Annotated in this window: 19 protein-coding genes and 2 pseudogenes; 5 read left to right on the forward strand and 16 right to left on the reverse strand. The window is 62.0% G+C overall.

Features of this window, described 5'->3' with window-relative positions:
* The first annotated feature begins 12 nt into the window (after window positions 1-12).
* From PZL22_RS14250 to PZL22_RS14260, 3 genes are all read left to right on the forward strand, one after another.
* A complete protein-coding gene (locus PZL22_RS14250; protein WP_284718695.1) occupies window positions 13-735 on the forward strand; it encodes a heme-copper oxidase subunit III family protein in 723 nt (240 codons plus the stop codon).
* 11 nt (window positions 736-746) lie between these two features.
* Window positions 747-1,106, forward strand: a complete 360-nt coding sequence (locus PZL22_RS14255; RefSeq protein ID WP_004434089.1) for a cytochrome C oxidase subunit IV family protein — start codon at window positions 747-749, stop codon at window positions 1,104-1,106.
* A gap of 260 nt (window positions 1,107-1,366) precedes the next feature.
* Window positions 1,367-3,928: a GcvT family protein gene (locus tag PZL22_RS14260; protein WP_004434092.1), complete on the forward strand. Its 2,562-nt coding sequence runs from the start codon at window positions 1,367-1,369 to the stop codon at window positions 3,926-3,928.
* An 87-nt stretch (window positions 3,929-4,015) separates the two neighbouring features.
* On the opposite strand, the gene PZL22_RS14265 is transcribed toward PZL22_RS14260, so the two are convergent.
* Window positions 4,016-4,858 (reverse strand): DUF7986 domain-containing protein, encoded by an 843-nt coding sequence (locus tag PZL22_RS14265; protein WP_004434094.1) that lies wholly within the window; start codon window positions 4,856-4,858, stop codon window positions 4,016-4,018.
* Window positions 4,859-5,110: 252 nt separating this feature from the next.
* Here PZL22_RS14265 and PZL22_RS14270 point away from each other — a divergent pair.
* Window positions 5,111-5,510, forward strand: a pseudogene (locus PZL22_RS14270) (VOC family protein).
* A 102-nt stretch (window positions 5,511-5,612) separates the two neighbouring features.
* Here PZL22_RS14270 and PZL22_RS14275 read toward each other — a convergent pair.
* From PZL22_RS14275 to PZL22_RS14345, 15 genes and pseudogenes are all read right to left on the reverse strand, one after another.
* The gene (locus PZL22_RS14275; protein ID WP_004434099.1) at window positions 5,613-6,842 is read right to left on the reverse strand and encodes an NAD(P)/FAD-dependent oxidoreductase; all 1,230 of its coding nucleotides are present in this window, start codon (window positions 6,840-6,842) and stop codon (window positions 5,613-5,615) included.
* A gap of 131 nt (window positions 6,843-6,973) precedes the next feature.
* Window positions 6,974-7,699: an SDR family oxidoreductase gene (locus PZL22_RS14280; RefSeq protein WP_004434102.1), complete on the reverse strand. Its 726-nt coding sequence runs from the start codon at window positions 7,697-7,699 to the stop codon at window positions 6,974-6,976.
* An 81-nt stretch (window positions 7,700-7,780) separates the two neighbouring features.
* Window positions 7,781-8,821, reverse strand: a complete 1,041-nt coding sequence (locus PZL22_RS14285; protein ID WP_004434105.1) for an NAD(P)-dependent alcohol dehydrogenase — start codon at window positions 8,819-8,821, stop codon at window positions 7,781-7,783.
* 62 nt (window positions 8,822-8,883) lie between these two features.
* Complete coding sequence (locus PZL22_RS14290; RefSeq protein ID WP_004434108.1) at window positions 8,884-9,213, reverse strand: MocE family 2Fe-2S type ferredoxin; 330 nt, start codon at window positions 9,211-9,213, stop codon at window positions 8,884-8,886.
* A gap of 66 nt (window positions 9,214-9,279) precedes the next feature.
* A pseudogene (locus tag PZL22_RS14295) lies at window positions 9,280-10,149 on the reverse strand (NAD(P)/FAD-dependent oxidoreductase); the annotation flags it as partial.
* A gap of 36 nt (window positions 10,150-10,185) precedes the next feature.
* Window positions 10,186-11,178, reverse strand: coding sequence for a LacI family DNA-binding transcriptional regulator (locus tag PZL22_RS14300; RefSeq protein WP_004434113.1), 993 nt, complete (start codon window positions 11,176-11,178; stop codon window positions 10,186-10,188).
* A 124-nt stretch (window positions 11,179-11,302) separates the two neighbouring features.
* The gene (locus PZL22_RS14305) at window positions 11,303-11,533 is read right to left on the reverse strand and encodes a DUF6429 family protein (RefSeq protein ID WP_027993412.1); all 231 of its coding nucleotides are present in this window, start codon (window positions 11,531-11,533) and stop codon (window positions 11,303-11,305) included.
* 212 nt (window positions 11,534-11,745) lie between these two features.
* Entirely contained in the window at window positions 11,746-13,206 is a 1,461-nt protein-coding gene (locus PZL22_RS14310; RefSeq protein WP_284718696.1) for a M20 family metallopeptidase, read from the reverse strand.
* 160 nt (window positions 13,207-13,366) lie between these two features.
* Window positions 13,367-14,911, reverse strand: a complete 1,545-nt coding sequence (locus PZL22_RS14315; protein WP_127516434.1) for an ABC transporter substrate-binding protein — start codon at window positions 14,909-14,911, stop codon at window positions 13,367-13,369.
* 23 nt (window positions 14,912-14,934) lie between these two features.
* Complete coding sequence (locus PZL22_RS14320; RefSeq protein ID WP_004434126.1) at window positions 14,935-15,798, reverse strand: serine hydrolase; 864 nt, start codon at window positions 15,796-15,798, stop codon at window positions 14,935-14,937.
* 1 nt (window position 15,799) lies between these two features.
* The gene (locus PZL22_RS14325; protein ID WP_004434129.1) at window positions 15,800-17,428 is read right to left on the reverse strand and encodes an ABC transporter ATP-binding protein; all 1,629 of its coding nucleotides are present in this window, start codon (window positions 17,426-17,428) and stop codon (window positions 15,800-15,802) included.
* Window positions 17,425-18,243, reverse strand: coding sequence for an ABC transporter permease (locus PZL22_RS14330; RefSeq protein WP_127516436.1), 819 nt, complete (start codon window positions 18,241-18,243; stop codon window positions 17,425-17,427). The genes PZL22_RS14325 and PZL22_RS14330 overlap by 4 nt, the downstream gene beginning before the upstream one ends.
* Window positions 18,240-19,184 carry an ABC transporter permease gene (locus tag PZL22_RS14335; protein ID WP_004434133.1) on the reverse strand — a complete coding sequence of 315 codons (945 nt, stop codon included), beginning with the start codon at window positions 19,182-19,184 and terminating at the stop codon, window positions 18,240-18,242. Before PZL22_RS14335 ends, PZL22_RS14330 begins: the two co-directional genes overlap by 4 nt.
* Before the next feature lie 178 nt (window positions 19,185-19,362).
* Window positions 19,363-20,268, reverse strand: a complete 906-nt coding sequence (locus PZL22_RS14340; protein ID WP_004434136.1) for a LysR family transcriptional regulator — start codon at window positions 20,266-20,268, stop codon at window positions 19,363-19,365.
* A gap of 327 nt (window positions 20,269-20,595) precedes the next feature.
* Window positions 20,596-21,063, reverse strand: coding sequence for a group III truncated hemoglobin (locus tag PZL22_RS14345; RefSeq protein ID WP_004434138.1), 468 nt, complete (start codon window positions 21,061-21,063; stop codon window positions 20,596-20,598).
* Between the two features lie 403 nt (window positions 21,064-21,466).
* Here PZL22_RS14345 and PZL22_RS14350 point away from each other — a divergent pair, with 403 nt between their 5' ends.
* Window positions 21,467-23,680, forward strand: coding sequence for a TonB-dependent receptor (locus PZL22_RS14350; protein WP_284718697.1), 2,214 nt, complete (start codon window positions 21,467-21,469; stop codon window positions 23,678-23,680).
* The last annotated feature ends 42 nt before the right edge of the window (window positions 23,681-23,722 follow it).

Below are 23,722 nucleotides of genomic sequence, written 5' to 3' on the forward strand. Positions count from 1 at the left end.
GAACCGTTGAACATGTCTGCACCGATGAAGAAGCCCGCAGCAGAAACGCTCCCGCGCGCCGCCGGTCTGGCGGGGCTCGCGTCGGACTGGGCCTCCGACCAGCGCACCTTCAAGGATGTCTCCTGGGGAAAGGCCATGATGTGGATCTTTCTCCTCAGCGACACCTTCGTCTTCGGCTGCTTCCTGCTTGCCTACATGTCGGCGCGGATGTCCACCTCCGTTCCATGGCCCAATCCGAGCGAGGTCTTCGCACTCGAAATCGGCGGAACACACATGCCGCTGATCCTGATCGCTATCATGACATTCGTTCTCATTTCGAGCAGCGGCACCATGGCCATGGCCGTCAACTACGGTTACCGCCGCGACCGGCGCAAGACCGCGGCGCTCATGCTTCTGACGGCGCTTTTCGGCGCCGCCTTCGTCGGCATGCAGGCGTTCGAATGGTCGAAGCTGATCGCCGAGGGCGTGCGGCCCTGGGGCAACCCCTGGGGCGCCGCCCAATTCGGCTCTACCTTCTTCATGATCACCGGCTTTCACGGGACCCACGTCACCTTCGGCGTGATCTTCCTGCTGATCGTCGCCCGCAAGGTCTGGCGCGGCGATTTCGAAACGGAGCGGCGCGGCTTCTTCACCAGCCGCAAGGGCCGCTACGAGATCGTCGAGATAACCGGCCTCTACTGGCACTTCGTCGATCTGGTCTGGGTCTTCATCTTCGCATTCTTCTATCTGTGGTGAGGGAGGGCATCGTGGCTCACGCGGAAACACATCCGGCACAACATGCGGCGGCCCATACGGAGCATCAGCAGCACCCGATCAAGCTCTACCTCCTGGTCTGGGGGCTGCTGTTCGTCCTCAGCGCTCTTTCATACCTCGTCGATTACTTCGGTCTTCAGGGCTATCTCCGCTGGTCGCTGATCCTCATCTTCATGATGCTGAAGGCGGGCCTCATCGTGGCTGTGTTCATGCATATGGCGTGGGAGCGCCTGGCGCTGATCTACGCGATCATTCTGCCCCCGCTGCTGGTGCTCGTCTTCGTGGCGCTGATGGTGTCGGAATCGAACTATGTCCTCTTCACGCGCCTCACCTTCTTCGGTGGCGGCGAGTAAAAGCGACTGCCGAAAGGTCGCGTTTCGGCGACGCATCAGCCTGCCGACTCCCTGTTCGAGGAAAAGCTTGTACCTCGCCGCCCCGCTGGGTGTATTTTCTCGCGATATCAGCTAGATGAGCATACCAGCGGCCGCGGCCTTCCCCGCCCGCCACCGGCAACATTCTGGTCGTGCAGCACGATGATTATGTCGTAGACAGGCTCAACTCGCGGCGCGGCAGGCTCTAATATCCGGCTTCAAAATTAACCAGGGTCGCATCAATGGCAGAGTTTCCGGAAAAGGCGAAGGTCGTAATCGTAGGACTGGGTGGCATCGTCGGCGCATCGATCGCCCACCACCTCATCGAGCGTGGCTGGGACGATATCGTCGGCATCGACAAGTCGGGCATTCCGACGGATATCGGCTCTACGGCACATGCCTCCGACTTCTGCTACACCACCAGCCACGACTATCTCTCGGTCTGGACGACGCAATATTCGATCGACTTCTTCGAGAAGATGGGTCACTACGCCCGCATCGGCGGCCTGGAAGTCGCACGCACCGGCGACCACGTCTGGATGGAGGAGATCAAGCGCAAGCTTTCCTCCGCCAAGGCCTTCGGCACCCGCGCACACTATGTCTCGCCGGCCGAAATCAAGAAGCTGTTCCCGCTGATCGAGGAAGATCAGGTGATGGGCGGCATGTTCGATCCGGATGCCGGCCTCGTCGTCCCGCGCTCGCAGACGGTTGCCGGCAAGCTGGTCGATGCGGCGGAAAAGTCCGGCAAGCTGCAGATCTTCGGCAATACTCCGGCAACTGCGCTGCTTGTCGAGAACGGCCGCATCAAGGGCGTCGTCACGCATCGCGGCACGATCATGGCCGACCATGTCGTCGTCTGCGCCGGCATCTGGGGTCGCCTGATCGCTGAAATGGTCGGCGAGGACCTGCCCGTCATGCCGGTCGATCATCCGCTCACCTTCTTCGGCCCGTACAACGAATTCGAAGGTACCGGCAAGGAAATCGGCTTCCCATTGCTGCGCGATCAGGGCAACTCGGCCTATATGCGCGACACCGGCGACCCGAAGACAACCGAGGGCGGCCAGATCGAATGGGGCTATTACGAGACCGACAATCCGCGCCTCTGCCATCCGCGCGACATTCTCGAAAAGCACGAGGCACGCCTGTCGCCCTCGCAGCGCGACCTCGATATGGAGCAGATCATCGAGCCGCTCGAGCGCGCCATGGAACTGACGCCGATCCTCGGCGAGCTCGGCTATAACGAGGGCCACTCCTTCAATGGCCTGCTGCAGGTATCGGCTGCCGGCGGCCCCTCCTGCGGCGAGAGCCAGAAGGTGCGCGGCCTCTGGTACTGCGTCGCCATCTGGGTGAAGGACGGCCCGGCCTACGGCAAGCTGATCGCCGACTGGATGACGGACGGGCGCACCCATACCGACCACGCCTCGATCGACTACGCCCGCTTCTATCCGCACCAGCTCGAAGAGAAGTTCATCGAAGGCCGCTGCTTCGAGGCGGCGCAGAAGATCTATTTCCCGGCCGTGCATCCGCGCGAGCCCTATGCCAGCGGCCGCAACGTCAAGCACTCACCCTTCTACGAGCGCGAGAAGGAGCTCGGCGGCTACTTCATGGAACTCGGCGGCTGGGAGCGTGCGCACGGCTATGCCGCCAACGAGCACCTGCTCGAGAAATACGGCAACCGCATTCCGGTACGCGAGAACGAGTGGGACAGCCGCCACTTCTGGCGCGTTTCCAACGCCGAACATCTGGCGATGAGCGAGGATTGCGGCATCGTCAACCTCTCGCACTTCCACATGGTGGATATCGAAGGTCCGGATCATGTGGAGCTTCTCGAATGGCTTTGCGCCGCCAAGATCGGTGGAGACGGCAATATCGGCAAGGGCATCTACACCCACTTCCTCGATGACGAGGGCATGGTGCGGGCCGACTTCACCGTCTTCCGCATGGCCGACCGCTGCCGCCTCGTGAACGGCGCCGATGCCGGCCCGCGCGACTTCCACTATATGCGCCGTGTCGCGGAAGACCGGGGCCTAGACGTCACCATCACGGACGTTTCGGAGAAGTTCGTCACCATCGGCATCTGGGGCCCGAATGCCCGCGAGACGCTGAAGAAGGTGGTGGCGGAACCGGCGGGCCTCGATCCTGAGAACTTCCCCTTCGCCTCGATCAAGCAGATCGAGATCGCCGGCAGGCCGGTCTCCGCCTTCCGCATCTCCTATGTCGGCGAGCAGGGCTGGGAACTGCACATGAAATACGAGGACGGCCTGGCCGTCTGGGATGCGCTGCGCGCCACCGGCGTCATGGCCTTCGGCGTCGAGACCTATGCGAACTCGCGCCGCATGGAAAAGAGCCTCCGCCTGCAGAACGCGGATCTTCTCACCCACTATAACCTTATCGAGGCCGACCTTGCCCGTCCGAAGGTCAAGGAAGCGGACTTCCGCGGCAAGGCGAAGCATCTGGAGTACAAGGCGCGCGAGCACCAGCCCGCCATGCTCTGCACGCTCGTCATGACGGAGAACACCGACAGGAACGGCGTGAAGCGCTACCCAGTCGGCAACCTGCCGGTCATGGACCCGGAGACCGGCGAGGTGCTGGTGGACGAACTCGGCCGCCGCTCCTACACCACTTCCATCGCCTACGGTCCGACGATCGGGAAGAACATAGCGCTCGCCTATCTGCCCTGGTCCCATTGCCAGGTCGGCCGCAAGCTCAGTGTCGAGTATTTCGCCGAGACCTACCCGGTCGAGGTCGCCGGCGTCGGCTACAAGCCGCTCTACGATCCGGAGAACCTGAAGCCGCGGACGTAACCGGGGCCGGATAACGTATCCGTGGTTTCAGGCCGATCCGGCGTGAAACCACGGACGTGATCGCATGCGCCTGCCGCGCGCACCTTCCTATTTTCGGTCGTCGATCTCTTCAGGCTCGTCGGCATCGTCCTCCAGACCCGACGGCGGGCCGAGGAGCCTGTCCAGCATGTGCTCCAGCCAGATATTGGTGAACTGCTCGGGACTGGATGCGAGAATGGCTTCGATTCCCATCGGCTCGTCCGACGCGTCCCCGGCATCCCCAGCGATTGCCTGTTTGAACTCTTCGAGGCTGATCCCGTCCACCGCATCGGCCATACCGCCCTCGGCCTCCAGGGCTTCGACCAGGCCGGTCATCATGCCGGCCATTTCCTTCCGGCTCAGGTTCTTCAGTTCCTCGAAAGTCTCGATGACCTCTTCGCTCGCCACCAGCGAAAACCACAAGGTAGCCAAGCCGAGCTCCGCGCGTCCGTTGACCTCGACGATGCGCGCAGCCAGCCGATCCCCCTCGGCGAGGTCATGGGTCCTCAACCCCTCATTGACCCAGACCGGCTCGCCGCCGCGCATAAGATCGCGCGCGAAAAAGCCTTGACCCCGCTTGATACCGCTGACTTCGTAGAGGCTCATGCGCGCATCGCTCAATGCCTTGATATAGGCGCGGTTGCTGGCACTCTCCTTCCAGCCCCGGCGCTTGAGATAGTCTTGGGCAAGATTGCGCCCGTCGAAATCGCGCGAGAGCATGTCTTCGAACGTGCACGCCCAAAGGTTCATGACAGCAGTCTCTCCGATAATATCCGCAAGCTCATCGAGGTCGAGGTCGTAACGTCCGGTGACCAGGAAGACATGGCTGTCGAGCAAGTTCTCCATCGCCTTGTGCCATTCCGGACGTGATGCCCATTTCGTCAGTCGCTCGAGTTTGTGTGCGGTCGCCATCGCTGCTTCCTTCCGTTTAGGGGAAATCCCATTCACTTTCTCCCTCCGGAGCTAAACGCTCCGCACTCGAATTGTCATTCGCAGACTGGAAAAGGTGCAACAGTTCACAGTTTCGGCCCCTCGTCGCGTCCAAGGCTGCGGTTCAGTTGTCGTGTAGGACACAGCCAGTAAGATGTGCGGAAGCACCATCCGTTGCGCGCTGTTACGGCGCGAAGCCGATCCGGGCGACTTTGCACTTACACGGGGAGTCCAATGCGCTTTATCAACCCGATCCCGTTCGTCCGAGACATCGATCGCTCCAAGGACTTTTACCAGAAGAGACTGGGTCTGAAGGTATTGGAGGACTTCGGAAGCTTCGTCCTTTTTGAGACCGGCTTTGCGATCCACGAGGGGAGTTCCCTTGAAGAAACAATCTGGGGGAAGGCGACTGTCGCGGAAGAACCCTATGGGCGGACGAAATCTCCTGTTGTATTTCGAACATGAGGACATCGAGGCGGCCTTCGAAAACATCGCACCGCACGTGGAAGTGATACATCCCATAGAGCGTCAAGCATGGGGGCAGCGGGTGTTCCGCTTTTTTGATCCAGACAGGCATGCGGTAGAAATCGGAGAGCCGCAAAGTCTACTTCCAGGCAGCAACCAAAAATCCTGACGTCGCAACGAGGCTGGCTCCGAAGCGCCTCCTGGTTCGCGCATTTCGACCCGGGCTGCGCGCCTGAGATCGTTGCGGGTGCGGTTCGGCGGGAACTGACGCTTAACCATCCTCCAACTGAATCCGCCCTGTCTTCAGCATCTGCGGATTCGGCCGGGCGCGCCGCTTGATCAGCCGGCGCGCCTCGGCGATCTTCCTGCCGATGAGCCTGTCATGGCCCAGGCCGGTCGCGGCGACGAGGCGGCCGCGGGCATCGAGGTGGTAAAGGATCTTGGCCTCTTCCACGGTATTCGTGACGAGTTGACTGCCGAAATAGGGAATGCCGGCAATCTGCATCGACCACTCATACTGGTCCGACCAGAAGAAGGGCACGGTGTCGCAGACCATGTCCTGCCCGAGAAGCTGAGACGCCACGACCCGTGCGTGGTCCTCCGCATTCTGCCAGGCCTCGACGCGTACATAGCGCTCGAACAACGGATGCCAGACAGAGACCGCATCTCCGCATGCGTAGACACCGTCGGCAGAGGCACGCAGCGCCGAATCGGTGCGGATGCCGACTTGGACTTCCAATCCCGCCTCCTTGGCAAGCTCGGTATTCGCCGTGACGCCGACACCGATCACCGCCAGGTCGCATGGAACTGTTTCGCCGTTGGACAAAACTGCCGATTTCAGTTTTCCGGAGCGGTTGGCCACAAGCTTCTCGACCATCGAGCCCACGCGGAACGAGACGCCGGCAGCCTCGTGGTAGCGCGCCAGGGCCGCGCCGATCTCCTGAGGGACTATTCGCGAAAGCAACCTGTTGGTCGCTTCGACGACGACCGTTTCGAGCCCGCGCGAACGGGCTGCCGCGGCGATCTCGAGCCCGACGAAGCCGCCGCCTACGACGAGAAGACGCTTGCTCCTGTGAAATCGCCGTGCGATCGCGACGGCATCATCGAAGGTGCGCAAGGTGAAGACGCCGTCGCATTCCGCACCTGGAACCGATAGGCGGCGCACGCGTGATCCGGTTGCTAGGACGAGCTTGTCGTAATCGAGCCTCGCCCCATCATCCGTGATCACATGTCTCGCATGAATATCGAGCGATTCCGCCCTGCGACCAGGATAGAACCGCACCCTGCCCGCCGTCGCGTCGCCCTGCGGCCAGATCACGCAATCCTTCAGTTCGGACTTTCCCAAAAGCACGCCCTTGGAAAGCGGGGGGCGGTTGTACGGCGGATGCGGCTCAAGCCCGATCAGCGCAATATCGAGATTGGCGGGAGAACCGGCCAGTATCTGGGCGACCCTGCCGCCGGCCTGCCCGCCCCCCACGATCACGATTCTTTCAGGCATCATCCCGGTCTTCAGAGTTTGCTCCAGATTCGCACAATGTCATGTATGGGCATAAACTGGAACCGGCAGGAAAGCCCGGAGGAAAGGCGTCAGACGTCGAAGTTGCTCGGCGAAATCTCGCTCGGCTCGATCCCTCACACGGCAAGGAACCCGCCGTCGACCGGCAGGACGGCTCCCGATACCATTTCGGCATCCGAGGAGAGGAGCATGGCGATGCTCCTTGCGACATCGTCGACCGTCGCGAAACGCCCGGCGGGATGACGGACCATCATCGGCTCGCTCTTTTGCGGATCCGCCCAGGCCGCGGCCGCAAGCTCAGTCATCGTGATCGTGGGCGCTATGGCCACGACGCGGATCCCGTATGGGCCAAGTTCCTTTGCCATCACGCGCGTCGCGCCTTCGAGACCGGCCTTGGACGCCGCGTAGCAGACGTGGTTCTGAAACCCGCGGTGGCCCGCGATGCTGGTGACGTTCACGATCGCTCCTCCGCCACCGGCCGCCATGCGGGCTCGGGCGAATTCCTGCGCGCAGATGAGTGCGGCACGCAGGTTTGTGTTCATGACGACGTCGTAACCGTCATCCGTCATGTCGATGAGGCTTTCCAGCACGTTCGTCCCCGCGCAATTGACGAGGATGTCGCAGGTTCCCGCTTCCACCATGGCGGCACGCGCCGCCGCCGCATCGGCAAGGTCGGCCACGATGCCGTGGCAGCCGGTCTGACTGGAGAGTTCGTCCAGATCGGACTGCGTGCGGCTGAGCGCCACGACCTGAGCACCGCGCGCGGCCAGAAGCGCCACCGTCGCCCGTCCGATGCCCTTGCCGCCGCCTGTGACGATGACCGATTTTCCGGAGAATTCCATGTTGAATCCAGACGCTTGTCGGTTTGCGATTGGTACCGGCCGGCAACGTTGCCGGCGTTCGGAGAGCCGAGCCGCCGGCCCTTAAGCCGGCATCTCGATCTGTATCTTCACGTCCGTGGGGCGCGCCTCGACGGCGCGGTCGAAGGCCGCGATACTCTCGTCGAACGGAATGGTCGCCGAGATCAGCGGTTTCAAATCGACCTTGCCGGAGGCGATCAGTTCGATAGCGCGGTCGTAGACATTGGCATAGCGGAACACGGTCTCGATCCGCAGTTCCTTGGCCTGCATACCGACGATATCGAAGGGGACGGGTTCGACGGGCATGCCGACGAGCACGACGGTTCCGCCCGGGCGCGCAAGACTCGGAAGAGCAAGGATTGCGGGTGCGGCTCCGGAGCACTCGAAGACGACATCCGCCCCCCAGCCGCCCGTCGCCTCCGCGAGAGCCTCGGAAGCCGCCTGCTGGTGGACATTGACTGTCTCGATACCCTCATAGGCCCCGATGACATCCAGCTTCGGCTGGGCGAGGTCGGCCACGTAGACCTTGGAGCATCCCCCCGCGAGCGCGGCCAGTGCCGTCATCATGCCGATCGGGCCCGCCCCCATGACGGCGCCGACATCGCCTGGCCTGATGCCCGCGCGAAGGGCGGCCTGCACGCCGATGGCGAACGGCTCGACCATCGCCCCTTCCGCGAAGGACACGTGGTCGGGGAGACGATAGGTGAAGGCCGCCGGATGAACGACCTCGGGGGTCAGGCATCCATGGACCGGCGGCGTGGCCCAGAACCGTACGGACGGATCGACATTGTAGATGCCCAGCTTGGACGACCGGGAGGAGAGGTCCGGAATGCCGGGTTCCATGCAGACACGGTCACCCTTCTTCAGATGCCGGACTTGCGAGCCGACCTCCAGAACGACGCCCGCGGCCTCGTGGCCCAATATCATCGGCTCGTTGACGACAAAGGGCCCGATCTTTCCATGGGTATAATAGTGGACATCGGAGCCGCAAACGCCGACGGTGCGGATTCCGATTAACACGTCGGTCGGCGACAGATCCCGCCGGACCGGGATGTCGCGCAGCGACAACTGCCCCTTCTTTTCAAGTACAAGCGCCTTTGCCACTATCTGATCTCCTCGTGCTGTGGGTCGCCGTTACCGCCGCAGGCCAAACGAGCCTGCCAGCATCATCGCTCGTCGATGTCTATGTATACCGCGCCATCCACGACTTTCACGGGAAAGGTGCGCAGGTTGACGCAAACCGGCGGATTAAGCGCCTCGCCGGTGCGGAAATCGAAGCAGCCGGCGTGCCTTGGGCATTCGACGGTCGTCCCCTCTACGAAACCATCCGAAATATGAGCATATTCGTGAGTGCAGATGTCATCGGTTGCGTAATATTGATCGTCAGCGGTCCGGAATATCGCAAAACTGCGGCCGCTGTGGTCCCACCGTGCAACATCCTCTCGGCCGACCTTCTTCGCGTCGCATGCCTTGACCCAGTTCCTATCGTCCAACATTCCCAACTCCACTTTTCACTATGCACGTCCACAACGTTCTGCCCCTTTCCTTCGGAGCGGCGCTCTTCAGGCCACGGCCGCCTTGGCGAGTGGCCGCAGGTCGAATTCTGGATCCGCCAGCGCCTTTCTTCCAGGCCGGATTCCCCTTTCCATGAGGAGTTGACCCATCCGGACCCCCCTTGAAACCTCGCGAATGGAGCCGAAGCCGCTGATGCCGAGGATCATCTGGTCCTTGTCGAGGTGATAGATCAGCAGCGTACCGTCCGGGCAACGCCGCCGCACGTCTTCCGCGCTGCCTCCGGCCTGGCCGGCAATCTGCATCGTCCGGTCGAACTGATCGGACCACATCCATGGCAACGGCACGTACGCTTCGTCGCTGCCAAGCATGTTCCGGCCGGCAAGCGTTCCCTGATCCTCCGCATTCTTCCAGCACTCCAGGCGCATGCGCGGGCCGGAGACCTGCTCGAAGGCGCAGGCGTCTCCCGCGGCATAGATGAAGGGGTCAGAGGTCCGCAGGAAACGGTCCACAGCGATGCCGTTGTCGATTTCCAGTCCCGCGGCCTCCGCAAGCGCCGTCCGGGGGGAGACGCCCACCGAGATCACCACGGCTGTGCATGGCAGGACCGTGCCGTCGTCGAGACGAACGCAACGGACGCGACCATCGCCTTCCAACTCGCTCACCTGGCGTCCAAGAACGAAGCGCACGTCCTTGCTTTCATGGAACAGGCGGACTTCGTGGGACAGCTCTGCCGGCACCGCGCGCATCATCGGCCTGGGCCCTGCTTCGACCACGGTAACCTTGCATCCTCGGACGGTGGCGCTCGCAGCCGCTTCCAGGCCGATTAGCCCGCCTCCGACAATGACGATCTCCGCCCCGGGCCGCAGGTAAGGAAAGATCCGGGCGGCGTCGTCCGCGCTCCGCAGCGTGTGGCTACCGGTCGCAACATGTCGACTGAGAACGGAGCACTCGCGTCAGAGACTATCCCTGACGAGCACGGTGAAGGGCACGACCGGGCTCTCGGCGACTACTCCCGGCAGTCCGAAGCGCGACGCAAGGATAAGCAGGGCTTTGCGGACCTGCAGGTCGGGATTCTGATCTATCACCAACGTCATGGCCCCCTCCTGCAGCATGCGCTCCGCATCCGGCGAGATGTCGTGGCCGACGAGAACAGGGGGCGGGCCGAGGTAGTTGGCCGCGAGAGCGCGTCCGAGGACGGCATGGCTCACGCCGGCATTGTATATGCCCGTCACCTTGCCGGCCTCGAGCGCCTTGGACAACTCCTCGTCCGCAAACGGATCGTTCTCATCGAGTTCGACGAGCGCCGAGACCGACTGCCGATCCGCATGATCCGCCATGCCGTCCCGGCAACCGCTGATCCGCTCCGCCTGTGCCCGATAGTAGAGGCTGCTGCACAGCAGGACGATGCTGCCCTCCCCCGCCATTTTCGCCAGGAAGAAGGCCGCACAGCGCCCGGCCTTGTAGTGGTCGATGCCGACATAGCTGAGGCGCGGCGCCGAGGGGACGTCCGACACGATGGTGACGACGGGTTTTCCGGCCGATGTGACCTCGGCTATGGCATCGATGATCAGTTCATGATCCTGGCCGTAGACGACCAGCGCGTTGCCGCGGCTTTTGAGAATGGCCTCTGCGACCAGTTCGGGCCGGGTCTCGTCGACGAAGGTCCGCTCGATCGCGACGATATCCTCAAACGGCCGGCCGAAGCGGACGATGGCGTCGCTCAATCTGGCGCAGAGCGGCATCTGCCGTCGCCCCAGCAGCACCTCGAAGCGCAGACCTTGCCGGTAGAGCGTGGGAAGCTTGCGATCGAACCCCAGATCCCGTGCCGCGTCCAGAACCCGCTTCGCCGTCTCGGGCCGTACCCCGCCGCGCTCGTTCAGAACCCGATCGACCGTCGCATGCCCGACGCCGGCGCGCCTCGCGACGTCAATGAGTTTCCGCTTCATACCCCGTGCCGCCTCTGCAGCAATTCCGGGAGACCCGCCTAGCGATTCCCGCCAGCAATTGCGTCAAAGCAGAAGAGCTAGAGTATTTTTGCGATTCGAAGAAGAGAAGAACGCCCGGGGAAGCTTATTTGCCGATGCAAAACATCTCACGGAAGAGTTTTTCGGACCGGGCGATTCCTTCGTCGGTAAGCCGAACGGACTTCGCCTTGTTGACCGGATCGCCGATGAAACCCTTCTCGTGGAGGCGATCCAGGACTTTCCAGTCGAATCCCTTCCAGGCGCGGCCGTCACCGTCGAGGGTGAGGTAAAGCAAAGCCAGGACCGTTTCGTCTATCCTATCCTTGTCGATCTCCATCGGCGAATCCATTCGTTGCGCTCCGTTCCTCTTTTATACTCCGCACTACTATGCTCCGCACAACCCTGTTCGCATCCCCAATCTGAAAAGCCATACCGTGCCGTTCTACGCAAAGCTGCTGGGAGCGTGGATCGCGATGGGATTTCGCAATCCGAAGATGGAGGTGGCGGGGACGGTCGACGCCTGACGGAAGGATCGAAGCCGAAACGCCATCATCGGACGGGTCGACCATGCGGATGCGATCCCGGAGTGACATCCGCCGGAATGGGGCAGACATAGGATTTCCCGTCCGTCTTCTCCAGCCATTCCGCCCTGGCGGCGGCAAGCAGGTCCGGGGAAGTCATGAGCGACAGACCCGTCGTGGCGAGCGTCTTGGCGGCATGCGCCATGGCCTTGTGGGCGATCGGGCTTTTGCCCTGCGCCACGACCTGCCAGGTATGCGGGTTGGTGCCGATCGCCCATACCGGCGCCCAGCACTGCGCCGTCGGCGTCACCCAGCTGACATCGCCGACATCGGTCGAGCCGGCACGGAAGTGTGAATGGCCTTCGAATTCGCGCAGGCCGAGATGCAGTGGTGACGACCCATCGACATTGGCGTTGGAGAAGACGTCGCGCTTCATCTGGTAGAGGCGGATGCTGCTTTTGATTGCCTCTTGCGAGAACGTCTCCTGAATGGATCTGGCGAATGCGATGTCGGCCTCGTCGAAGGCGATCGGGCCGAGCGCCACCATGTTCTCATGCATGGCGGTCTCGAGCGTGATGTTGGGCAGGAGGTTGGTCGAGGCCGTGTCGAAGACGATCTCCACCTCCGTCTCGGTCATCATGGCTGCACCACGCGCCACCTTCTCGACGCGCGTGGCGAGGTCCAGCGCCTGCGGCATTTCCGGCGCGCGGATCAGGTAGAGCACTTCGGCGTTCGCCTGCACGACATTCGCCGCCCTGCCCCCGGCATCGGTGATTGCATAGTGCACCCGGCAATCCTGCGGCAGGTGCTCGCGCAGAAAGTTGACGCCGACATTCATGAGTTCGACAGCGTCGAGTGCCGAACGGCCGAGATGGGCAGCATTCGCGGCGTGCGCGGCCACGCCCTTGAAGCGGTAGAAATATTCGAGAACGGCAAGATTGTTGGTGGAGCGCACTCCGTTGAACGGTGCCGGATGCCAGGTGAGCGCGGTGTCGACGTCGTCGAACAGGCCGGCACGCACCATGAAGGTCTTCCCGGAGCCGCCCTCCTCGCCAGGGCAGCCGTAGTAGCGCACCGTCCCGGGCAGATTGTTGGCCTTCAGATGCCGGGCGAGTGCGATTGCCGCCATCAGCGAGCCGACGCCGAGCAGGTTATGGCCGCAGCCATGGCCACTGGCGCCTTCGACAAGCGGCTTCGCCTCGGCAATCCCGGCGGCCTGGCTCATGCTGGCGAGTGCATCGAATTCTCCGAGAAAGGCAATCACCGGCTTGCCGCTGCCGGACTCGCCGATAAAGGCCGTGTCCATGCCTGCCACGCCGCGCCGAACGGAAAAATCATTGTCTTCGAGAGCCTTGGCAAGCAGCCCGGACGAGCGCTGCTCCTCGAATTTCAGCTCGGCGAAATCCCAGATGCTGTCGCTCAAGCGGGTAAACTCCGGTTTCATCGATTCGATCGCCGCGGCAATCGACATCACGTCCTCTCGGTTCATGACATGTCCTCGTATTTCGATGGGCGGGCGCAGGAGATCGCCCGGCGCCTGCAGCGCTGCGCGTCTTTTCAGACGCGCAAAGGTCGCTTCGCCGGATCGGTCCGATGGATGATGGATTGGCCGGGTCGGGGTTCTGCCGCCCGGCACAGGTAACAGGGGCTCAGTCGGTGACCGACACTTCCCAAAGGCGGGCGTTCGACTGCCAGACCGGCTGGCCCTTCAGCTTCTTGGTCGCGCCCCAGACATCGACCATGTCGTAAAGGAAGATGCCCGGCATTTCCTTCAGCATGAGCTCATGGAACTCGTCGAAGATTTTTTGGCGCTTGACCTGATCGGCCTCGGCATAGGCTGCGTTCATCAGTTCGATGGCTTTCGGATCGTCCCACATCAGAGAAGCGTTCTCGTCCTTGTCGCCGACGTAGAAGGAATACATCAGCGCGGGGTCGAGGCGCGGCGCGACCGACTGCGAAATGACCTGGTAATTGCCGGAACGGCGTCGGTCGACCTGGGTTGCGTAGTCCAGCACCTCGATCTGAACGTTGAGGCCGGCCTGCTGCATCATCGCCTGCGCCATGACGGCGGCCGGGAAGCTCGGCACATTGCCGCGCTTGTTGGCGATGATCGAGATCGGCTCGCCGTTGTAGCCGGCATCCGCCAGCTCCTTCTTGGCGGCCTCGATGTCGTAGGGAAGACGCTTCTTCTGCGTTTCGCTGAAATAGATCGAGTCCTGCGACACCATCGAGCCGTTCGCCTCGCCCGTGCCGTTGGAGGCGGCAGCAACGAGCTGATCCAGATCGAGCGCCATCGCCATGGCGCGGCGCACGCCCGGATTACTCAGGACCTTGTCGCGGGTCTGAATGTAGAAGAGATTCTTGCCGTTATTGCGCGCGACGATCAATTGCATCGGGTCGGTCGCCTGGAATTCGGGAATGAGATCCGGCGAGATTTCCGCCGTGTCGAGCACACCGGATTCCAGACCTGCCTTCACCGTCGAGGCATCCGGAATGACCATGAACTTGACACCGTCTGCAAGGGGCCGCTTCGAACCGACCATGCCGTCCGGCTTTCCTTCGTTTTCCGGCGATACATAATCCGCGAATTTCTCGAGATGGATGTACTCGCCTTTCTTCCACTCCCCCCACATGAAGGGGCCGGTCCCGATCGGCTGGGCGAAGCTGCCGTCGGCAGCGACGGAATCAGGCGAAATCATGCCGGTAAAGCCGCATTCGGGACGCGACATCAGGCCAAGGAAAACGGCCGACGGCTTTGCGAGCGTGATCTCGACGGTCGCCGCATCGGTGGCCTTGACGCCGGCTACAGGCGCGGCCCCGCCTTCTGCGAAATCTTTCAGGCAGGTCCACTTCGTCTCGGGCTTGAGGTAGCGCGTCCAGTTCCACACCACGTCGTCGGCCGTCATCGGTTTGCCGTTGTGGAATTTCACGTCGGTGCGCAACTTGAAAGTATAGGTCAGCCCATCGGCCGACATCTCGAAGCTCTTGGCGAGGAGCGGCTTCACTTCGCCGACATTGTTGTAGCCGACGAGGCCTTCGACGATGTGCAGGATGATGCTGTCGGTATTGCCGTCGCGGTTGACGCCCGGATTGTTGCTGCGCAGGTCGGAACTCTGCGCGATGGTGATGTCGCGTGCTGCTGCTGTATTGGCCGTGGCGAGCAGCGCGGCGCCCGCAAGAAGAAGCTTTTTCATTGTTCTACCCTCTTTATTGATCGTTATGAGTGGAATCCGTCCCAGCAGGCACGCGAGAGCCTGCCGATTGTCTCGAGCGCCATCGTGTAGCCCGGTGTGCCGTCCGGCATGACCTGCGGCACTTCGTCGGTATAGGCGGAGATGATGTAGAAGGGGGCGCCGTCGCGGTAGACGATGCCGGCATTCATGCGGCCGCGCTTGCCGGTGCCGCCCTTGTGCGCAACCACCGTGCCGAACGGCAGGCGCGACGGGATGGCATAGCGCAGGATCTGGTTCTTCAGCGTCTGCAAGGCATAAGCGCACAACTCCGGCGATGTGCCGAGCTTCGCGATCGCCTCGGGAGAGGTCTGCGCGCCCAGGATCGTCTGCAACAGGAAGGCCTGATCGCGGGCTGTCGTGGTCGTGACCGAGGTCAGCGAATGATCCGGCGGTAGGGCCAGCGGCGGAATGAGGAAGCGATGATGCGTACCGTGCATGCCGATCGATTTGCAGTAGCTGTCGACTTCCTCCAGCGTCAGACGCTCGAAAACCATCTTGGTGCAGACATTGTCGCTCAGCACCATCATGCCGGTTATGGCATCGCGCAACGAAATCACGATCCCCGGCGTCAGATACCGGAACATGCCGCTCGCGACTTCCTCGGCAAAGCGGGCTTCGTAAGTGATGGGCTCGTCGAGATCCAGCCGCCCCTCGTGCACGGCCTTCAGCGCCGCCATCATGATCGAGGTCTTGCGGGTGCTGGCAGAAGGCGTTTCCTCGTCGGCGCCGCGTTCGATCGTCTCTCCGGTCTTGAGGTTGCGCACAACGAAGCGCGTCACGAAAGGCTGCGCGTCGCAGATATGCGCAAGCCTTTCCTTCACCGCGCCAGAATCGGTTAGCCTATTCACATCAATTCTCCAGACGCCATTTGAGTGTCACGCCGCCCTTTTCGTTCTGGTCGAGGGCGGGAATGGCCGAGAGAAGCCGGCGCGTATAGGCTTCCTTCGGACTGTCGAAAATCGTGTCGCGGTCACCCTCCTCGATGATCCGGCCGTCCTGCATGACGACGACGCGGTCGGCCACCTGTTCGACGACGCCGAGGTCGTGACTGATGAACAGGCACGAAAAGCCGTAGCGTTTCTGCAGATCCGAGAAGAGATCGAGGACCTGCGCCCTGACCGTCACGTCGAGCGCGGAAACCGGTTCGTCCGCGATCAGGAATCGCGGGCGCCGCGCGATCGCACGCGCAATGGCGACGCGCTGGCGTTGGCCTCCGGAGAGTTCGTGCGGATAACGGCCGGCATAGTCGACCCCGAGCCCGACTTCCTCCAGCGTTTCCAGGGTACGCTTGCGCTTGGCCTTGCCATCCAGGCCCGGCACCGGCCTCAGCGCCTCTTCGACCAGCGCCTCGATGGTCATGCGCGGATCGAGCGATGAATAAGGATCCTGGAACACCATCTGGCAGTTGAGGCGATAATCGGTCCAGTTTTCAGTGCGCGGCCGTCCCTGGAACCGGATGCGGCCCTCGCTTTCCGTGACGAGACCGGCAATGGTGCGGCCGAGCGTCGTCTTGCCGGAGCCGGAACCGCCGACGAGTGCCACGACCTCGCCCTCGTGAATGTCGATGCTGACGCCATGCAGCGCGCGCTTCGGCTTGTTCTTCCTGAACAGCGACTTTCGGCCTGCATAGTCCACGATGATATCGCGGGCCGAGATCATGGGCACGCTCGTCAGATCGATCTGGCGCGGCCGGCCGCGGAAGGGCAGCGAGGAGAGGAGCTTCTTCGTGTAGGGATGCTGCGGTGCCTTGAGCAGGTCCTCGGTCCGGCCCTTTTCCACGATCGCGCCCTTTTCCATCACGACGATACGGCTCGTGTAGCGCGCCACCATCGGAAGATCGTGGCTGATCAGCAAAACGGCCGTACCTTCGGCCCGCGTCAGTTCCACCATCAGTTCCATCACGTCGCGCTGGATGACGGCATCGAGTGCCGTGGTCGGCTCATCGGCGATCAGCAGCGCCGGCTTCAAAAGCATGACGGAGGCAAGCATGATGCGCTGGCGCATGCCGCCCGAAAACTCGTGCGGATAGGAGGAAAGCGCCCCCTCCGGATCACGGATGCCGACCCGCTTCAACATGTCGAGTATGAGGGAACGTCGCTCCTGCGCCGAGGCCTTGGTGTGCAGGATGAGTCCTTCCTCCAGCTGCCGGCCGATCGTCATCGACGGGTTGAGTGAGGTCATCGGCTCCTGGAAGACGACGCCGATCTCTGCGCCGCGCAGATGGCGAAGCTCATTTTCCTTCATCTTCAGCACGTCGCGGCCCTTGTAGGACACCGACCCGCCAGCGACCTTGATGGTCGGCGGCAGCAGCGAGATCAGCGCTCGGGTCGCCAGCGTCTTGCCGGAGCCGCTTTCGCCGACGATGCCGAAGATCTCGCCCGGCGCCAGGTCGAAGGAGACCGACTTGACGACCTGCTGGCCGGATCTTGCGACTTCAAGCGAAAGGCCGCAAACGGTGAGAAGCTTGTCCATCGTCATTTCAGGCCTCTCATGCGCGGGTCGAGCCTGTCGCGGAGCGCGTCGCCCAGAAGATTGATGCCAAGCAGCGTCAGCGCGATGCACAGACCCGGGAACAATCCGAGCCATGCGGCCTGCTGGAGGAATGGCCGCCCGGCCGCCAGCATGTTGCCCCAGGTCGGCGCCGGCGGCGGCACGCCGAGGCCGAGAAACGAGAGCGCGCTTTCCGACAGGATGGCCCAGCCGAACATGGAGGTGGCGAGAACCGTGATCGGCGCCACGCAGTTCGGCAGGATATGGCGCAACATCGTATAAAGTTCGCCATTGCCCATTACCCGCGAGGCCTCGATGAACTCCCGTTCCCTCAGCGAAAGCACGGCGCCTCGCACGACGCGCGCCATGGAAGGCGTATAGGCGATGCCGAGCGCGAAGATGATGCCGTACTGGTTGGCGCCGAAGACGGCGAGCAGCCCGAGCGCCAGCAGGATGCCGGGAAAAGCGAGAAGCGCGTTGTTGACAGCCATGATGACGCCGTCCACCCAGCCGCGCGCATAACCGCTGATGAGGCCGATGAGCGTCCCGCAGACAGTGGCGAAGCCGACGGTGAGCACGCCGATCCAGACGCTGGCGCGGGCGCCGACCACCAGGCGGCTCAAGACATCGCGGCCGAATTCGTCGGTGCCGAGCAGATGCGCGGGGCCGGGAGCTGCAAGCCGCGCCGTGAAGGAGAGTTTCATCGGGTCGAACGGTGTCCAGAAGAGACCGACGGCAGCGGTGACGAGCAGGATGGCGATCAGGATGCCGCCGATCAGTCCGTTGAGGGTCAACTTTTTCATTCGGCGACAACACGCGGATCGAAGAGAGGGTAGAGAAGGTCGACGACGAGGTTGACCAGCACATAGGAGAGCGAAACGAACAGAAGGCATCCTTGGATAACGGGGTAGTCGCGCGCGAAAATGCTGTCCACCATCAGCCGGCCGAGCCCCGGAATGGTGAAGACCGTCTCGATGACGGCAATTCCGCCCAGCAGATTGCCCAGGATGAGGCCGATCATCGTCCAGATCGGACCAAAGGCGTTCTTGAACGCATGGCGCCAGAGCACGGCGCTTTCCGACAGCCCTTTCGCACGGGCGTGGGTAATGTAATCGAGACGCAGCACTTCCAACGTGGAGGCACGCGCCATGCGGATCAGCACTCCCGCTTCATGGATGACGAGCGTCACGACGGGCAGGACGAGATAGAGCAAACCAGCGGTCAGATTGTCGCCGATCGAGACATAGCCCAGAACAGGCAGCCAGCCGAGTTCAAGCCCGAACAGCAACAGCAGCAGCAAGCCGAGCCAGAAAGTCGGGATGGACAGGAGAACCGTTGCCGTTCCGACCAGAGCCAGGTCCGTCAGACTGTTCTGACGCCAGGCGGCAATCACGCCTGCCGGTACGGCAATCAGGCTTGCCAGAAGCACGGCGACGACCACAATCTCCGCACTCACCAGAAAGCGCGAAACGACCAGCGGCAGCACCGCCTCGTCATTGACGATCGAGCGGCCGAAATCGCCTCGCAGCACATCGCCGGCCCAGATCAGGAATTGCTGGGGCATGGACCTGTCAAGACCGAGCTCTACGCGCATCGCTGCGATCTGATCGGGCTGAGCCATGTCCCCCAGCATCAGCGCGGCGGGATCACCGGGAATGAAGCGGATCAGTGCAAAGACCGCCACGGCGACAAGCACGATCGTCGGAATAGCCATCATCAGACGGCTCAGGATAAAGCGTAGCATCGGTTCCCCACGATTGATGGTCGGGTTGAAATCGAGCCATCATCGGTTTCTTCGGCCCAGACTATGCGGGAATGAGGAATGACGCGCAATATTATGCATATTCGTCATAGCCTTATGCGGACTTCGGAAGATTGCCGAGCAATGGAGCGGAGCTCTCAAAAGAGCCAATATGTTGGTTTTATTGTTCTTCTTGCGAAAGCCGGATCTGCTTCGTCAGGGCGTCGCTGAGCGCCTGGGCGGCGATGGAGAGCGGAACTCCGGCTGCACGCACCAACCCAAATTCCTGTGTCGCACGAGGCACGAACGGCCGGTATACGACGGGCAGGTGACGGTAGAGATTCGCATAGAAGCTGCTGATGATCGAGACGCCCAGTCCATGCGCGACATAGGAACAGGCCGAACTGTTGGTGTGGGTTTCGATCTTTACCATCTGCTTTACCCCTGCCCGCTGAAAGGCCTGGTCAAGCGCCATGCGGTTCGGCCGCTGCCGGCCGATCAGGATCAGCGGCACGTTTCGCAGATGCTTGACGGTGATCTCGGGCAACTCGGCGAGCGAGTGATCCTTCGGAACGACGCAGACGCTTTCACCGCTCGCAACCTTGTCGATCGCAATGCCCGGCCCCGTTTCGCCTTCGATGCGCAAAAAACCGAGGTCGATTACGCGTTCCTCGACCAGTTTGGTGATCGCCGTCGTCGTCTCGAAGAATGTCTCGATGCGAACGCCGGGAAAATCCCTGACATAGTCGATCAACATGGCGGGTGCGAAATTTTCCCACATGCTGCTCGGCAGCCCGATGCGGACGATCTCCGGCCCGGCGGAGCCGTTGCGAAGGTCCTCCGCATGGCCGGACATGCGCTCGATGGCCAGTAGCACGTTTTGCGCATCACGCCCAAGAACCGTCGCCTCCGGCGTCGGAATCAACCGGCCCTTGTCGCGGGCGAAAAGCGTGATCGCCAAATCGCTTTCAAGCTGCTGCAGCATGCGGCTCACTCCCGACTGGCTGAGACCCATGGCCTTCGCGGCCGCGATGGTCGAACCGGTTGCAAGGAGTGTCCGCAGGACTTCCAGGTGCTTGATGTTCATGGGGTCAACACCTCGGTGGCAGCATGTTTCGTCACAACCAGCCGGAAATGCCCTGCTGGAAGGCCGGCGGTGTCTTCGACAGAAGCATGCTTTTCGTCACCGACAAAGCAATAGGTGGCCACCAGATCGAGCGTTTTCAGTGTTCATTTAAACACATTTTGTAGACAATAATTTTCGTTTGAACGGCTCCGCGTAGATATCATTGGCGTGAGAGTGCTGGCGCAAGGATTCTTTGCCGGTCAGCACGGGTGTGGAACATCGACTGCGCGCATCGAAGTCGGTCGATGGAAGTCCGCTCGCGGCACCTCATCGCCAAAGGCGCCAATTTCAGGAGCGATTGAGTGCCGGGTCGTCGAGTGCCGGATTGTAGAAGAGCGAGAGCGTCAGGCTACGCGCGATGCGCTCTGCTGTGGCCATGAACCAGGCCTTCGCTTCCTCATTCGGTGCAATGTCGTCGAGCGTCGCGGCAAAGAGCCCCAGCCATTTCGGGAAGAGCTCCGGAGACATATTGGCGACGCCGAGATGCGCCTGCACCGGCTTTCCGCCGTAAGCGCCGCTGCGGAAGGCAACGGCGGACCAGAAGCTTTTCATCTTCTCCATGTGCTCCGGCCAGCGTCCCGAAAGCCTTGCGTCGAACACCGGCCCAAGCTCCGGATGCGCGAGCACCCGCGCATAGAACGTGTCGACCAGCTTTCCGATGAACGCTTCATCGATCCCCAGTGCTTTCATCTCCGCTTCTGCGCGTTCGCGCATAGCCGCGCTTTGCACAGCGTGGCCCTTCAATTCGTCGCTCATACCATCCGCCCGGTTCGGTCGCATCTGCTGCCCGTTATATAGGTGCTGCGGACGTCGCGCCAAAAGCCGAACTGCAGAATGCGGCAATCCGCCCGACAAGGCGGCACACGGGGGTTCGCTCCGGCGTGCCGCCAGACGAGTGTCCGATGGCGGGCCGATCAACCTTCCCAGCTCGAGCTGACAGCTTTTGGTTGTTTTCCGGGAATCGCTTCAGCCCCTGAAAAATCATCCGACTTCGATCGTCTTACCAGCGTGGATGCCCGTTTGAACTGTACCAAGATCGAGCAGGCGCAGGACTTATGTCAATCGCAGATCGAGAGGTAAGAGAGTGTCGAGGGGTATTTCGAGCGTTGCGTCGCATCGATGGAGCCGTGTAGCTTTTGCGGGGGTGTCGCTTCTTGCTATGTCGGTTGCATCCGCAGTCGGGCAGGAACAGCAACCAAACGGGCAAACCGGAAGTCGGACCAGGAACGGCAATGCTTCCGATGGCAATGCGACGGCGCTGGAAACGATCGTGGTCACGGGGCAGTCGAATAAAGGGACCGCTCCAACGAGCACGATCGGGCAGCCTCCTGCGCCTTACGCCGGCGACCAGGTTGCGACCGGGGCGCGGATCGGCATGCTGGGGAACCGTCCCGTTCTTCAGACGCCGTTCAGCATCACGGCGTTGACGTCAAAGCTGATCCGCGATCAGCAGGCGCAGTCGGTTGCGGATGTTACGCTGAACGATCCGTCCGTGCGTCAGGATGCGCCGGCATTCAGCGAGCGTGATTCGTTCTTCATTCGCGGCTTTTCGGTTACCAATCTCGACACGCTTTATGACGGCCTTCCCTATCTCACCAATCCGAGGCGCAGTTTTCTCGAAGGCATCGAGCGGGTCGAAATCCTGAAAGGACCGACGGCGCTCGTCAATGGCGGCATGGGTCGGGTCGGCGGCACCCTCAATCTTGTTCCAAAGCGCGCCACCGATGAGCCGCTGACGCGTGTGACGACAACATACATGTCCGACTCGCAACTCGGGACGCATCTGGATGTCGGTCGTCGCTTCGGCCCCGAGGGCGAGTGGGGTGTCCGCTTCAACGGTGCCTACCGGGGCGACGATACAAGGCTCGAGCACAGCGAAAACGAAGTGGGCGTCGCTTCGCTGGGGCTGGATTATCGTGGCGACCGGGTTCGCGCATCGCTTGACCTCAACCAGTCCAAGCAGGACATCGACGCGCCCACATCGTTGTTCAATGGCGCTGTTCCGGGCATCGAAATCCCGGCTGCACCTAACGGAAAAATCAACACCGCCAACCCCTTCGAATATCACGACAGCACATATCGCATGATTGCGGGGCGGATCGAGTTCGACGTTTTCGACAACACGACCCTTTATGCCGCCGGTGGAGCAAGCCGCTACCGGGAGGATTTTTTGACGTCCTCCTACACCATCCTGAATTCGAACGGCGATGCTATGTCCAGCCTTGCCATCCAGCCGCAGCAGATCCAGGGATTTTCCGGCGAAATCGGCCTGCGCTCGGATTTCGACACGGGCCCCGTCGGCCACCAGCTTTCGATCGCGGTGTCGCGAAGCCTCAACGAAAACGATCGCGGCAGTTTCCTGCGGGGTGCGCTCGGCCTGCCGCCGGAATATCCTACCAACATCTACGATCCGGTCTATCTGCCGGATGGTTCGGTCGACACGAGTGGTTTCCCGCGCTCCAGCGACCTTGTTCCTTTTGCCGACCTTCTTTCCACCAGCGTCGCGATCTCCGATACCTTGTCCTTCTTTGACGACAGATTCATGCTGACGGCTGGCGGCCGCTACCAGGACGTCCGATCACGCGGCTTCAACACGCGGCCAGGCAATCCTGACTTCCCGGTCGGCAAGAGAAACTATCTCTACGAGGAGGGCCGGTTCAGTCCCGCGGTTGCCGGGGTGGTCAACATTACCGACGAATTGGCAGTCTATGCCAATTACGTGGAAGCTCTGTCGGAAGGCGAGATTGCGCCGGCCACCGCGACGAACGCGAACGAGATCTTCCCGCCCTATGTCCACGACCAGAAGGAGATCGGCCTGAAATACGATCTGGGCTCGTTCATGCTGACGGCAGCCCTGTTCGAAATCCGCCAGGCGAGCGGCTACACGGATCCCGCCGACAAGACCTTCGGCGTCGACGGTTTACAGGTCAACCGTGGCATCGAGCTTTCCGTGTTCGGTGAGCCTGTGAACGGCATACGTGTTCTGGGAGGCGTGACGTTCTTGAATGCGGAGCTGAAAAACACGGCAGGCGGGGCGTTCGACGGCAGCGACGTTCCGGGCGTGCCTCAGACTGCGGTCAGCATCTATGGCGAGTATGACACGCCCTGGGTGGAAGATCTGACCCTGACGGGTCGCGTCGTCTATGGCGGCAGCACCTATTACGACAGGGCCAACACCCAAAAGGTTCCCGACTGGACGCGCGTCGACCTGGGGGCTCGCTACATCTATGAGCGGCAAAACGGTAAGCCGATCGAACTTCGCGCTAGCGTCGCGAACGTTTTCAACGAAAACTATTGGGCGACGTCGGCGCGCGGCTTCCTTTCCGCCGGCGCGCCGCGCACGCTCATGCTCTCGACATCGTTCGATTTCTGAACCTGAAATCCAGGCAGAACGGTCGCGCCTGTTGGCGCGGCC

Source organism: Ensifer meliloti (assembly GCF_030064585.1).
In the GTDB taxonomy this organism is placed as follows: domain Bacteria; phylum Pseudomonadota; class Alphaproteobacteria; order Rhizobiales; family Rhizobiaceae; genus Sinorhizobium; species Sinorhizobium meliloti.

What these genes read in the sequence shown, in the direction of transcription:
- PZL22_RS14250 (WP_284718695.1), top strand. Translation starts at nt 13, where the DNA reads ATGTCTGCACCGATGAAGAAGCCCGCAGCAGAAACGCTCCCGCGCGCC.
- PZL22_RS14260 (WP_004434092.1), top strand. Translation starts at nt 1,367, where the DNA reads ATGGCAGAGTTTCCGGAAAAGGCGAAGGTCGTAATCGTAGGACTGGGT.
- PZL22_RS14265 (WP_004434094.1), bottom strand. Translation starts at nt 4,858, where the DNA reads ATGGCGACCGCACACAAACTCGAGCGACTGACGAAATGGGCATCACGT.
- PZL22_RS14275 (WP_004434099.1), bottom strand. Translation starts at nt 6,842, where the DNA reads ATGATGCCTGAAAGAATCGTGATCGTGGGGGGCGGGCAGGCCGGCGGC.
- PZL22_RS14280 (WP_004434102.1), bottom strand. Translation starts at nt 7,699, where the DNA reads ATGGAATTCTCCGGAAAATCGGTCATCGTCACAGGCGGCGGCAAGGGC.
- PZL22_RS14290 (WP_004434108.1), bottom strand. Translation starts at nt 9,213, where the DNA reads ATGTTGGACGATAGGAACTGGGTCAAGGCATGCGACGCGAAGAAGGTC.
- PZL22_RS14300 (WP_004434113.1), bottom strand. Translation starts at nt 11,178, where the DNA reads ATGAAGCGGAAACTCATTGACGTCGCGAGGCGCGCCGGCGTCGGGCAT.
- PZL22_RS14305 (WP_027993412.1), bottom strand. Translation starts at nt 11,533, where the DNA reads ATGGAGATCGACAAGGATAGGATAGACGAAACGGTCCTGGCTTTGCTT.
- PZL22_RS14310 (WP_284718696.1), bottom strand. Translation starts at nt 13,206, where the DNA reads ATGAACCGAGAGGACGTGATGTCGATTGCCGCGGCGATCGAATCGATG.
- PZL22_RS14315 (WP_127516434.1), bottom strand. Translation starts at nt 14,911, where the DNA reads ATGAAAAAGCTTCTTCTTGCGGGCGCCGCGCTGCTCGCCACGGCCAAT.
- PZL22_RS14325 (WP_004434129.1), bottom strand. Translation starts at nt 17,428, where the DNA reads ATGACGATGGACAAGCTTCTCACCGTTTGCGGCCTTTCGCTTGAAGTC.
- PZL22_RS14330 (WP_127516436.1), bottom strand. Translation starts at nt 18,243, where the DNA reads ATGAAAAAGTTGACCCTCAACGGACTGATCGGCGGCATCCTGATCGCC.
- PZL22_RS14335 (WP_004434133.1), bottom strand. Translation starts at nt 19,184, where the DNA reads ATGCTACGCTTTATCCTGAGCCGTCTGATGATGGCTATTCCGACGATC.
- PZL22_RS14340 (WP_004434136.1), bottom strand. Translation starts at nt 20,268, where the DNA reads ATGAACATCAAGCACCTGGAAGTCCTGCGGACACTCCTTGCAACCGGT.
- PZL22_RS14345 (WP_004434138.1), bottom strand. Translation starts at nt 21,063, where the DNA reads ATGAGCGACGAATTGAAGGGCCACGCTGTGCAAAGCGCGGCTATGCGC.
- PZL22_RS14350 (WP_284718697.1), top strand. Translation starts at nt 21,467, where the DNA reads ATGTCGGTTGCATCCGCAGTCGGGCAGGAACAGCAACCAAACGGGCAA.